Below are 13,282 nucleotides of genomic sequence, written 5' to 3'. Positions count from 1 at the left end.
AAATAACTAATGTTATGCACCGATTACGAACTATTAATAATTTACGGTTATTTTTTGCTTTGTAAGTTATTGATTTTTGATTTTCCTGTGTAACATCAGTAAATAATATGGACCCAAACTCGACTTTATTGATCGGCCAAGTAGGGCGTGCCGCGCAGATCCTTCGCTAAGTATTACAATCCAATCGGTAGACAGTGTTGGCTGAAGTTCCTTACTAATCAGATCATAAATTGAACGTTTGCTGCATAAGAGCAGGGAGTCGCTATTTTTGCGAAAGCTTTTATGAGCATCCTCTGCCCAACAAGCAGCAAAACTCAGGCGACCATTATGCCTGCCGCTGCCCTAGTCGTCCTGGTCACTCGATCGCTACCCAACAAGGGGTAGCTCACATGCTCTCCAATGACTCGCCGCGATTTCGGAAAACTTGCATTTTTACGACGCAAAAAAACGCTTCGTGAAAACACATGATCTATTGCTTCTGGGGTCTAATTGACTCCTGTCTCGTAGCGTGGGCGTAATTAATTTAGCTATCAATTTTACTCTAGGCGCTGGAGGTCGGGTATGCGTATTCGTACTAGTAGTAATCAGATGATAAATGTTAAACAATCATCTTGAATTTATAATAAATTATCACAAATCCATTAATTTGGCACCTATCCCCCGAAATGGGGAAGAGCCTAAAAGGTACCCTGTTGCTTTAAATGCGATTAATTGTAAGTGTATTTTACACATCATGGATCGGTACTTGTATAGATACTTCTGCCTCTTTTGAAAAAATATTAAAGGCTCAAGAGAGTATTTCTCAAGAGAATACTTATATCTGACATTCCGCATCCCCCTTAGCATCTCATTGATATTAAATGAGATTATTTTTTGCTAAATGGCAACATGATTTTCAATTAATTGATTTTTAATGCTTATTTTTTAAGGGTGCGGAATGTCAGTTATATTTAAAGACATACCTCCATATTTACGGATTTATACTAACCGATATTACGCACCACCAATTATAAGCTATCAATAACTTACGGTCATTTTTTGCTTCTTAAGTTATTGGTTTTTTGGTTTGCCTACGTAACATTAGATATTAAAATATAAAGGAGTTACGCTATGCGAAACATTCTACAAAACGATGATCAAGAAGCCCTATTAAATCATAAAGGATCAGTTGGGTGCATGGCGATGCCGAAACCCCCCGTTAACTCTATTCTAGGAAGGTTATCCTTGTCTGTTGGTGTACTTGTACTATTAGTCTTGGTTAGCAGAGACTGGGGGATGCAGGCCGTAATGGCAGCTTCGCCAGTGCTGGATCTTAAATTATCCGGACCCCAGCAGACGACCGGCCGACAGATAGTACAAGCAAGACAGCGGTTCACGGGGGTTAACGTACAGCTCGTCAACGCCGGGGCGGCCAAGCAAGATGCACGACTGCGCCTTTTTATTCATCAGGACGAAGCAGATCATAACGAGATTCAAGCAGGCGATATTAAGGTCGAGGTACGGGAGGGAGCATCATGGGTGTCTGTGCCTGTTGAGCCCATCGATGGCGGCGTCATTGCAGTCATCGGCGCCGAGGGAAGCGGCCACAAAGAGATTCACCGACGCGGTGGTTTTGCAATACCCGCTAAATTGAATAAGACATTGCAACTACGAATTACATTTGGTTCGCCCGGGATATATCAAGTGGTGGTGGCGCTCTCACCCGACAACGGAAATACCCACTTGGCACAACCTTCATTCATAACTTTGGAGGCACTGTGAACGCCATGAAGATATTATTAATGAATAGGTTGTCGATAATGGCGATGAGAGCGTCTGCTTTGTTGAAGGACGCGCCCATGCTGCGCTTGAAACGCCGTGGGGTTCTGTTCATCATCGAGATACTGCTGATGAGCTTTTTGTTGACTTTGAATGTGGTGCAATCAGTCGAAGCTGCGGGCGTGAAATATCTTACCTTGGTGTCGTTGACATTTGACGATGGCTTGAGGGAGTCGGCCGCAATCCAGCCATTGCTTGACAGTGGTTTAAAAGCCACTTTCTATGTTAACTCGAATCGGATACGCCTCACCGGGCCAATTGACAATAATGATTTTCTGACTAAGGGTGAAATTGATACGCTGTTTAACAATGGTTATGAAATCGGCGGACATACCATTGACCATGTCGATCTTGCAACCCTGAGTGACGCTGCCCAGCTGCAAGCTATCTGCGACGATCTGGCGACACTCCGCGGATGGTATGGCGACAATATTTATTCGTTGGCATATCCGTACACATCCACCGGACCGGCTACTCAAGGTATTGTTGCTGGAGGATGTCCCGGTACATACGGCTCCTTGAATAAACCTGTCGGTAAATACGAAAGCGGGCGGGCGGGCGGCGGGTTGGGATGCCAGGAGTGCTCGGTGGCAGAGTCGTTGCCCGCACCGAACCCCTATCACCTAGCAACAACCGATGCTGTGGTATCCACGACCACGCTTGCTACCCTACAAAGCTACGTGACCCAGGCAGAAATTAACGGGGGCGGTTGGGTGCCACTGGTTTTTCATAGTGTGTGCAATGGTTGCAGCACCTATGCGGTGACACAAGAAATGTTGATTAATTTCTTGACATGGCTGAGGGCTCGGGAGCCGCAAGGTACTTATGTGAAAACTGTTCATCAAGTAATGTCCGGGGATTATCCGCCACTCCCACCGCCACCGCCACTTGGTCCCAACCTGATCATTAATCCTTCGCTTGAAGTAGTCGTTGGTAATAATAATCTACCTGATTGCTGGCAGCTTGGCGACTGGGGAAGCAGCACTGCTACATGGACACGCACAACCGATGCTTATACGGGAGGCTTTGCACAACGGCTACAGATCACTGCCTACAACAATGGTGATCGTAAGTTAATGCCAACACTTGATGCCGGGCAGATGTCCGGCGGGTGTGCCCCTCCAGTAGATGCAGGTACCAATTATCAAGTTAGCGCATATTACAAGTCCACCACTCCATCAACCTTTATCCTGTTTTACCTTAATGCCAACGGCGTTTGGCAGTACTGGCGGGATGGGCCGAATTTGCCAGCGTCTAACGATTGGTCTCAAATGACCTATCAGACAGGGACATTACCCGTGGGTGCCAAAGCGATGAGTTTCGGCATTGCCTTATCGAGTGTTGGTACGCTTACAACAGATGAATACTCAATGTCGAAGATTCTAGATACCAATACAGCGCCCACCTTTGTCGGGGGAACTACCACCCTGACAGTGCAGCAGAACAGTTCGGCGCTGGATTTGAAACCCAACCTGCATGTCAGCGATACCGACATTGGTCAGACGGTAACTTGGAGTCTGATCGCTGCTCCAGTCCGCGGCACGCTGACTATCTCCAGTGCTACGGCCAGTTCCGGCAGCGCCAATATCACCCCGGGCGGAACCATCACATACACACCTGCGGCTGGTTATAGCGGCTCCGACAACTTTACGGTGCAGGTTAGTGATGGCGTAGCTATCGCAACTCGTGTTTTCACTGTAACTGTTACTGCGGCTCCCTCCAATACGGTACCCACCTTCATCGGTGGCAGCACCAACCTACAGGTAGGGATGAATAGTTCGGCGCTAGACCTGAACCCCAGCCTGCATGTCAGCGATACCGACACCGGCCAGACGCTAACCTGGAGTCCAAGCGCCGCCCCGATTCACGGCACGCTGACTATCTCCGGTGCCACGGCCAGTTCCGGCAGCACCAATATCACACCAGGAGGCACCATTACTTACCAACCGACGGCCGGATATAGCGGCTCCGACAGCTTTACGGTACAGGTCAGCGATGGCTTGACTACAGCGAATCGTACGATCACCATGACTGTGACTTCAACGAACTTGGGTCCAAACCTGCTGATCAATCCATCGCTTGAGGTGGTCGGCAGTAATAATCAACCTAATTGTTGGCAGCAGGGTGGTTACGGAACAAATACTTTCACGTGGACGCGCACAACCGATGCTTACACTGGAAGTTTTGCACAACAATTGCAGATTGCCTCCTACACCAACGGTGACCGTAAGTTATTACCAACGCTTGATGTCGGTCAGGCATCCGGCGGGTGTGCACCTTCGGTGGATGCAGGCGCTGCTTATCAAATTAGCGCATATTACAAGTCCACGGCTAGCTCAAGCGTTGTACTGTACTATCTTGATGCTAATGGCGTTTGGCAGTACTGGAAGACTGGACCGAATTTACCTGCGGCCAACGATTGGGCTCAAATGACCTATCAGACAGGGACATTACCCGTGGGTGCCAAAGCGATGAGCTTTGGCACCGCCTTGTCGAGTGTTGGTACGCTTACAACAGATGAATACTCAATAGCGAAGATTCTAGATGGTTCAACCCCTACGAATACAGCGCCCACTTTTGTCGGGGGAACTACCACCCTGACAGTGCCGCAGAATAGTTCGGCGCTAGACCTGAACCCCAGCCTGCATGTCAGCGATACCGACACCGGCCAGACGCTAACCTGGAGTCCAAGCGCCGCCCCGATTCACGGCACGCTGACTATCTCCGGTGCCACGGCCAGTTCCGGCAGCATCAATATCACACCAGGAGGCACCATTACTTACCAACCGACGGCCGGATATAGCGGCTCCGACAGCTTTACGGTACAGGTCAGCGATGGCTTGACTACAGCGAATCGTACGATCACCATGACTGTGACTTCAACGAACTTGGGTCCAAACCTGCTGATCAATCCATCGCTTGAGGTGGTCGGCAGTAATAATCAACCTAATTGTTGGCAGCAGGGTGGTTACGGAACAAATACTTTCACGTGGACGCGCACAACCGATGCTTACACTGGAAGTTTTGCACAACAATTGCAGATTGCCTCCTACACCAACGGTGACCGTAAGTTATTACCAACGCTTGATGTCGGTCAGGCATCCGGCGGGTGTGCACCTTCGGTGGATGCAGGCGCTGCTTATCAAATTAGCGCATATTACAAGTCCACGGCTAGCTCAAGCGTTGTACTGTACTATCTTGATGCTAATGGCGTTTGGCAGTACTGGAAGACTGGACCGAATTTACCTGCGGCCAACGATTGGGCTCAAATGACCTATCAGACAGGGACATTACCCGTGGGTGCCAAAGCGATGAGCTTTGGCACCGCCTTGTCGAGTGTTGGTACGCTTACAACAGATGAATACTCAATAGCGAAGATTCTAGATGGTTCCACCCCCGCTGCGAGACAGGAGTCGAGTAGTCCCTAGAAGCGATAGTGCCTGTGTTTTCACGAAGCGTCTTTTTGCGTAGTGAAAATACAGGCTTTCCGACATCGCGTCGAGTCATTGGAGAGCATGTGACCCCTTGTTGGGTAGCGATCGAGTGACCAGGACGGCTGGGGCAGCCGCAGGCATGAGCGGTCGCGTGATTTTTGCAGCTTGTTGGGCAGGGATGCCCATAAAAGCTTTCGCAAAAATAGCGACTCCCCGCGCTACCAATACAGCGCCCACCTTTGTCGGGGGAGCTACCTCCCTGACAGTGCCGCAGAACAGTTCAGCGCTGGATTTGAAACCCAGTCTGCATGTCAGCGATACCGACATTGGTCAGACGCTAATCTGGAGTTCAAGCGTTGCTCCCGTCCACGGCACGCTGGACTGTCTCCGGTGCCACGGCCAGTTCCGGCAGCACCAATATAACCCCGGGCGGAACCATCACCTACACACCGGCGACCGGTTAGCTTTACGGTGCAGGTCAGCGACGGCGTGGCTACCGTGCCCGTACCTTTGCTGTAACCGTAACCGCAGTCACCTCCAATACCGCGCCCACCTTCGTCGGTGGTACCACCACTTTTCAGGTAAGGAGGAACCGATATTCCGCACCCTTAAAAAAAGCATTAAAAATCAATTAATTGAAAATTATGTTGCTATTTAACCTGAGTTCGGGATAAGAAAAGTTGGCGGCCTTTATAAAAAGCTGAAAAAATATAAACGACCAAGACTATATTTTTCAAAAGGCTGCCCAGTGATGATTTTAACGCGATTATTTTGTGATGTGGGCGATTTTTGTCAGACGTTTATTAGTCCGTAGTAAGGTTAAAACCACCGCCTTTTAGGCGGTCAGATTTATCTATGATTTTTTGACGCATGATATTGCTCTGAACTGAAAAGTAGGGGGCCTTATGGATTACCGTTATGGAAGTCATACTGTTTTTAAAATTCAATATCATTTTGTATTTGTCACAAAGTATCGTTATAAGGTGTTGAAAGGTGACGTTGGTTTGAAAGTTCGTGAACTGATTAGGCAAACCTGTGAAGCCTTTGAAATAGAAATTCTGAAAGGCGTTATCAGTCAGGATCCTGTCCATATTTTGGTTTCTGCGCCACCCAATTTGGCACCGAGCGAAATTATGAGGCGAATCAAAGGCAGGTGTTCGATGAAGCTGTTCGAGAGTTTTCCTGATTTGAAAAAACGCTATTGGGGTCGTCACTTCTGGGCACGGGGTTACTTTTGCGTGACTTCTGGTGAGTTGACAGATGAAATGATAAAAAATTATCTGGAACATCATTTTGAACCCAAAGGAGATGATAATTTTAGGACAGAGTCATGAACGGGTCTTATGACCCGTATCCGGACTTTAGTCCATTATACGAACCCACCAGCTTTAGCTGGTGGTTGTTCAGTCCAGAATGGGAAAAAACGTTAATAGAAACTGGTGAAAGAAAAAGAAAACAACAACAACGCTGTATTAGCTGTAGCGAAATCATCACGCTTATTGTTTACTATCATCAGACAGGTTACCAAACATTTAAATGGTTTTATCAACGCTATTTGCTTAAACATTTAATAAAATATTTTCCTAAGGTACCGAGTTATAACCGTTTTATCGAATTGATACCGGATATTCTGGTTCCCTTAACTGCCTTTATACAATCGCGATGCGGTCAAAGCAAGGGAATTGCCTTTGTCGATTCAACACCACTGTGTATTTGTAAAAACATTCGAATTCCACGCCATAAAACCTTCAAACAGGAAGCCCAACGCGGCAAATCTTCTACCGGTTGGTTCTATGGCTTTAAATTACATATCATTGCTGATGATTGCGGCGAAATCTTGTCCTTTTCGATGACTAAAGGCAATGTTGATGATCGAAAACCGGTACCCAAACTGGCTAAAAATTTGATTGGTAAGCTTTTTGGCGATAGGGGCTATATTTCTAAAAAACTCACTGAACTATTGGCAATTGATGACGTTGAGTTAATTACAACACTCAAAAAGAATATGAAACCTAAAGTTATCGCCGCTTTTGATGCACTTTTACTGAGAAAACGCAGTATTATTGAAACTATCAATGATCAACTCAAAAACATTTTTCAGCTTGAGCACTCCAGGCATCGTTCCCTGACAAATTATATGATCAATATTGTCGCCTGTTTAGTCGCTTATTCTTACCAAGATAAAAAGCCTGCACTCAATTTACGAAGAGAGGATTTGTTGCCATTGTTATGATTCCTTATCCCGAACTCAGGTTATTTAGAAAAAAATAATATCATTTAATCTCGATGAGATGCTAAGGGGGGGCGGAATGTCAGTGAAAAAGAACAAATCGGATTATTTTATTTTACGGGCGGAAATGAGTTGATGGGGATCAGGAACTTTCTTAAGAAATGTAGGAATAGCAGCGACAGCATAAAAATGCCACGCAGCGATAGCAAGTAACGCATCTGCAGCGTCACGTTTTTTCTTCCACAGCGCTAGAAATGCCAAAATCCAAAGCAACGTGACCGAGGTTAGCAATGCTTTATGTGGTTCAATGCCAGCACTGGTTTGCACCCATGAAAACAAAAAGGCTATAAGATAAAGCGCAGGTGCTGCAAAAATAAACCAAGCGTGCTTAATACTTGCCCACCACCAAGGTCTTCCTATCGCGTTGCGCAGGAATACGCCGTACGCCTGCATGCGTCCATTGCGCCATAGGCGGAACATCATTTCAAGCCCTGACTCGTTATGACCGGTGTGTTTGACAGCTGATACCGGCAGTCGTACTAAATGCCATCCGGCGGCCACCAAACGCATACCCAAATCGCCTTCTTCGCAAGCTTTCAGCCAGCGATTGGATAGATAGTCAACTGAGGCTATTGCGCTACGCCGGAACAGTCCACCACCACCGAGATGATCCACAAACACAGCGTCATTAATAGAAGAGTAGTGCTCTGCACGACGTCTGTCCTCAGGTGTAATTTTACGAGTATCAATAATTAATCCGCCAACGCCCGCAACCGCTGGGTTGGTCTCCAAATATTCAAGCGCATGCGCAATAAATCCCGGCTGCAGTTCCATGTCGGCGTCAAGTACGTAGATAAAGTCACCTCGTGCATATTGGTAACCCAGTTGAACAGCTGCACCGCATCCTCTGTCTTCAATTCGTTCAAATTGTATTATCCGAATAGGATATTGGCGTGCAATGACCACTGTATTATCCGTTGATAGTGAATCGATCAGTATTATCTCTCCACCAAAAGCTTGAGCTTCAGGGACGGCAGCATCAAGACAAGCAGCAATATGATGCTCTTCGTTGAGGGCCTTGATAAGGATAGTCAGACGTGGTTTGCTAGGGGCGGACATCATAATATTTTTAGAAGTAAGTCGGTTTAAAATATTCGGCTAATTCAATACTCCGAAGTGTAACCTTAATCATCATGCGGCAGATTCTGTCCAGCCAAAATGGCTTTTAATGTCAGAAAATTGGTCTGTGCCGCCAATACTTTTAATGCTCACAATACTGTTTTTTCAGGCTTTTCGGTCTTGAGGTGCCAAGCGACTGAAGGTGTGTTTTGCGAATCATACCCCTTAAATTTTGCTGTTTGACTAACTTAAAGGTAGACGATTTTTGAGTGATATGGGAATAGAGTGCATCACCAATTACGAGTTCGTTGAAGCCGCCAGTTTTCCCAACGACTTACAAAAACGGGTGAACCAACAAGGCACATCATTAAACTGACCCACCATCTTTTTGAGAGCAATCCGTGCCATGTATTAAGCAGCTGTATAAAAGCATCGTAACGTCGTCCCTCCATTAAGGCATTGCGTGCTAATGTGATTTTGCTCTCTGCAACCAATTTGAGTGCAGAATTTCGATGCTTGTCTGGGAATTGTGGATCAAGCGCTCGTTGCTCAAGGCGAAGATAACAGGCAGACATGACTGATGAACGTGGCTCATTAATTGCACAAAGGCTACCATTCACTTCCATCCTATAACCAACAAGCGGTGCCGGGCAATACGCAAGAGGAGATTTTTCGGCTAGTCTAAACCACAGATCCTGATCTTCCGCCCATTGCTCGTTTAGCGGGAAATAAGGCTTGAACTGGGTTAAATGCAACCGTCTAATGGCGACTGAATTGGTGACGAATAGCGAACCCAATCGCCAACGATGGAAAAAATTGTCAATTAACTCGATAGTATGAGTATCGCCTGGATTCCAAGACATGCCTATTTTGTTTAGGCTGTCAATGCTAACTCTTTTATAATAAGTGGCAAAAAAAGCTATTTCCGGGTATCGAAATGCCATTGAAATAATAGTTTCAAGGTACGAGGGCAAGTACCAGTCATCCGCGTCCAGAAAACACACAAGCTCACCTTTTGCTAGATCAATACCCTGGTTTCTCGCACACGATACGCCGCTGTTGGCTTGCTGAATGAGTTTAATTCTGTGATCATGAATAGCTCGAACTATCAATGCACCATCATCAGTTGAACCATCATCGACCACAATTATTTCAAAATTCTGATGACTTTGGTTAAGTACGGATTGAATAGCTGCTGTAATGAAGCCTGCCTTGTTATACAAAGGGATAATAATTGAGCAGAACATCAGTTGTTACTCCTGAAGAAAATAAGTGTTTGGTGAGTTGTTGGTTTTTTTTGGAGTGCGATCAGATTTGAATTGAGCGCCAATAATCATCAAGAGTAACGCATGGGTGAGTGCATCGAAATCAAAACCAATTATGGTTAACGGAACTTCACTGATTCCTCGAACTGAAAGCATTAAGAAAATAGCAATCGTTAGTCCTCGGCTCGATTTTGCGGTTTTCAAGGCAAACCAAAATAATGTTGTTACATAGATTAATAATCCTGATACACCCACAGTCCCCGCGCTAGCAAGCGATTGATAAAATTGACTATGTGCAGTAACTGCCCAAGGCATACCGATTCTTGCTCGGTGTGCGTCATCCCAGATGGTTAATCCATATCCAAATAGGGGATTGTGATTCCACTCATTTAGCGCGACTTCCCAGATCATAGTTCGCCCTGTCATCGTCATAAGATCAGAACCCTCGCGTGTAGAAAAAAATGAATTAAATTTACTCCCTATATCGCTAAACATAACCACACCCAACACAATGCTGGCCGTTATCATGGACATAATGATAAAAATCGCCGGTAAAATAGGATTCTTAAAATCTAAAAGGCGCTGCTTTAAAAAATCGCCATATTTGAAATATCCCAAACAGGACATGCATAGAATAAAAACGATCCAGCATGTTTTGGATTGGGCTAACACCAAACTCAAATAGCCGATTGTCCAGCCTAAAAAGTTGATCCAACGACTAGGAAAAGGTTTGCTCCATAAGCATAGCAAAAATAGGGTTGCCATTGAGCCTAAAGTGTTTGGGTGATCAGCCAATCCAGCATAACGGTAAGTTAGTCCAGGAATAACTCCAGCAAGATAATTTTTACTAAATACTAATCCAGGATTCCAGGTTATAAATCCTGCACTGACCACCAAAAAAATAAAGATAGAATTACGGAATGCATGGATAGCCGTTTCTTCTTTTTCTTGGGCGAACAATAGAGATGCAACGCCTAATAAGGCCATGTACACGTACTGGTGGGAAAGCGATGGATGAGTACTGAAGAATGCTGGGATGAACACGTTGGTAAAGAAGAGAAACAAGAACGCGATGATCAGTAGGGTCGGAGCATTGGGTTTACTTCCGTAATGCATTAATCGACTAGTTAACCATTGACAGGCTGCAAAAAGAATAAATGTCGTATTGGCACGACTGATCCATAAAAAATAGGACGGCGACGTCAAATTGCTATTGCTAGGCTCGGGATATACAAACATATTTCGCCCTAAGACTATGTGTGTGAGCATAAAAACAAAGGTTGATGTATAAAAAATGTACGGCAGATAACCTTCTTCCTTGTTACGAAGCATATGCATAAGCCTCATAAAACAGAATATTGCACCTATGGCAGCAAAAAATGCCGCCAGAAACAATACAGCGGTTAATAAAATTTCAGTCATTTTTCCACCGCCATTAATTTTCTTGATTCAGATTTGGTATTGTCGTCTAACGCTCGAGATAGTCGCGGACTAAAACGACTCAACATCTCGATCACCTCATTCCCAAGCAAGCGCGGAAAAACAAATACGGTCGCTAATAAAATAAGGCTTCCAAAAAAAACACCTCCAAGAAGTGGGAGTAAATGGGGAGTTACTGCGGCAAAATTAACGTTGATGCCAGCAAAAGTATACGCAAGGGGGCTAAGTTTAGTGGTGATATAAATATTTCCAAGAACGCCAAGTTTAATCCCGCTAAAAGTACTGACTGCCGTAAGACTCATCATGACGATACCACGAACAGCAAAAGAGAATAAATCCAAAAAGGAAATGTTTAACCGTCGACAGGCGGCGGTTGTGATTACGGTAGCCCGAATGACAATGAGGCCGGCAGTGATCAACGCAACCATCATAATGCCTTGGTTGGCGAAGCTATAAAAGGCATAACCCGCTATTGCTAGGATGGGCAATTGCAATAAGCTCTCAAAATGCTTCCTGCCGGTATTCCACAAAATGGGGGTTGACATACTCCATGTGATATAAGCAGGCATGCTTAGCGCCAAAATAGCCAATACCATTGCAGAGGATGTCCATGCTCGACCATATAAAAAACCAATTAAATCTGGGGCAATTATTGCAAAGAGAATAAAAAGCGGGGCAATAAGTATCCACACTGTCGCAATGACCGGAAGGTAAGCTCGACGCAAACGATCCGGTTCCGATTGAAGACGGGCGCCTGCAGTAAAAAATGCAGGTTGAAATGCGCCAATAAATAGATTGTTGGGTGTATTAGAAAGATTATAGCCTACGGTGTAAAGCCCTACTGCATGAGAATCAAGAAAGCGTCCTAAAAAAATACGATCCATGTTATTGAGTAGCCAATTACAGAGATTTGTTAAAAATACGGTGATACCAACTCCGGACATGAATTTAGCCCCGCTATACCAAAGTAAAGGCTTTATGGAATGTGGATGTCGAATAAAGGTTATTACCAACATGATAAAAGATTGCGTAAGCCATGCTGCAACAAGCGACCAAACGCCAGCACCTTGATAAGCCAGCGGGATGCCAATGCCAAGATAGCCAATGCTATAACTGATAATTTGAATGATATTAATCCAGCGGAAATCGAGATTACGCCTGAGTAGATTACTGGCTGGTGCGGTAATGGCGCTGAACACACACGCCAAGCTTAGCCAGCGAACAATAGGATCGACTCGCGGTTCATTAAAATAGTTGGCAACAAAGGGAGAGAGTAAATACAGCCCGATAGCAATCATAATGCCGGTAATAAGCTGCCAAGTGAAGACGAAACGAATATCCTCTTCGACTAAGTCTTGGATTTGAATTAATCCCCAAGCAAATCCAAAATTGGAAAAAAAATTGCTAAAAGTGAGCACTATGGTGCCCATGGCAAACAATCCGTAGTTCTCGGGTCCCAAGATTCTAGCCAAGACGATTTGTGCGCCCAACGATAAACCATACTGGGCTATGCTTCCAAGCGCACTCCATTTTACGGCGCTTACACTTTGTTTGTTAATATCGGGGGAAATAGTTTTCATGCCTAGTTTCATAGTGATCATTTTTGCGAAATCTTTAAGCTAATAACAAGAGTTGTTATCAAGCTATACGAATAGGATGAATCCAATATTCCAGTCTGATTTATCCACAAACAGGCCTCCTTTTTGCCTAAATCCAGTGAGTTAGTTAATTTGTAAGTTTCTGTAATTAATAACATATAATCCTTCTATTCTGATGGTGGAGAGATCGAAATAGGGGGCGCCGCAGTTCTACGTCCACAGCAGAAAAACTTGCTTGACGAAATTGACTTGAAAGCGTCGGGAAACATTCACTCCTATTAAAATACCCGAGATGTTAAGTACCAGTCCATCCGAACCTTGCCAGCTAGTTCAATGATAACAAATCACCAATCAAAGCGAACAGTCCAGGTATTCTCG

8 protein-coding genes are annotated in these 13,282 nt (G+C 45.1%); 4 read left to right on the top strand and 4 right to left on the bottom strand.

Annotated features, from left to right (window positions below; all coding sequences use genetic code 11):
• The first annotated feature begins 1,110 nt into the window (after window positions 1-1,110).
• From ABXJ76_RS13620 to ABXJ76_RS13605, 4 genes are all read left to right on the top strand, one after another.
• Entirely contained in the window at window positions 1,111-1,761 is a 651-nt protein-coding gene (locus tag ABXJ76_RS13620; protein WP_432741258.1) for a hypothetical protein, read from the top strand.
• Window positions 1,762-1,838: 77 nt separating this feature from the next.
• A complete protein-coding gene (locus tag ABXJ76_RS13615; RefSeq protein WP_432741256.1) occupies window positions 1,839-5,246 on the top strand; it encodes a tandem-95 repeat protein in 3,408 nt (1,135 codons plus the stop codon).
• A gap of 911 nt (window positions 5,247-6,157) precedes the next feature.
• The gene (gene tnpA, locus ABXJ76_RS13610) at window positions 6,158-6,586 is read left to right on the top strand and encodes an IS200/IS605 family transposase (RefSeq protein WP_432741254.1); all 429 of its coding nucleotides are present in this window, start codon (window positions 6,158-6,160) and stop codon (window positions 6,584-6,586) included.
• The gene (locus ABXJ76_RS13605) at window positions 6,583-7,485 is read left to right on the top strand and encodes an IS982 family transposase (protein ID WP_432741252.1); all 903 of its coding nucleotides are present in this window, start codon (window positions 6,583-6,585) and stop codon (window positions 7,483-7,485) included. Before tnpA ends, ABXJ76_RS13605 begins: the two co-directional genes overlap by 4 nt.
• 102 nt (window positions 7,486-7,587) lie before the next feature.
• Here ABXJ76_RS13605 and ABXJ76_RS13600 read toward each other — a convergent pair whose 3' ends face one another.
• From ABXJ76_RS13600 to ABXJ76_RS13585, 4 genes are all read right to left on the bottom strand, one after another.
• Window positions 7,588-8,604 (bottom strand): glycosyltransferase family 2 protein, encoded by a 1,017-nt coding sequence (locus ABXJ76_RS13600; protein WP_432741250.1) that lies wholly within the window; start codon window positions 8,602-8,604, stop codon window positions 7,588-7,590.
• A 287-nt stretch (window positions 8,605-8,891) separates the two neighbouring features.
• Window positions 8,892-9,848 (bottom strand): glycosyltransferase family 2 protein, encoded by a 957-nt coding sequence (locus tag ABXJ76_RS13595; RefSeq protein ID WP_432741248.1) that lies wholly within the window; start codon window positions 9,846-9,848, stop codon window positions 8,892-8,894.
• A gap of 6 nt (window positions 9,849-9,854) precedes the next feature.
• The gene (locus ABXJ76_RS13590) at window positions 9,855-11,288 is read right to left on the bottom strand and encodes an O-antigen ligase family protein (protein ID WP_432741246.1); all 1,434 of its coding nucleotides are present in this window, start codon (window positions 11,286-11,288) and stop codon (window positions 9,855-9,857) included.
• Window positions 11,285-12,886: a lipopolysaccharide biosynthesis protein gene (locus ABXJ76_RS13585; protein WP_432741244.1), complete on the bottom strand. Its 1,602-nt coding sequence runs from the start codon at window positions 12,884-12,886 to the stop codon at window positions 11,285-11,287. Before ABXJ76_RS13585 ends, ABXJ76_RS13590 begins: the two co-directional genes overlap by 4 nt.
• Between the last annotated feature and the right edge of the window lie 396 nt (window positions 12,887-13,282).

This window comes from Methylobacter arcticus (assembly GCF_050917435.1).
Lineage (GTDB): Bacteria > Pseudomonadota > Gammaproteobacteria > Methylococcales > Methylomonadaceae > Methylobacter_A > Methylobacter_A titanis.
The sequence above is the reverse complement of the archived record's forward strand: the minus strand, read 5'-3'. Positions and strand labels throughout refer to the sequence as shown.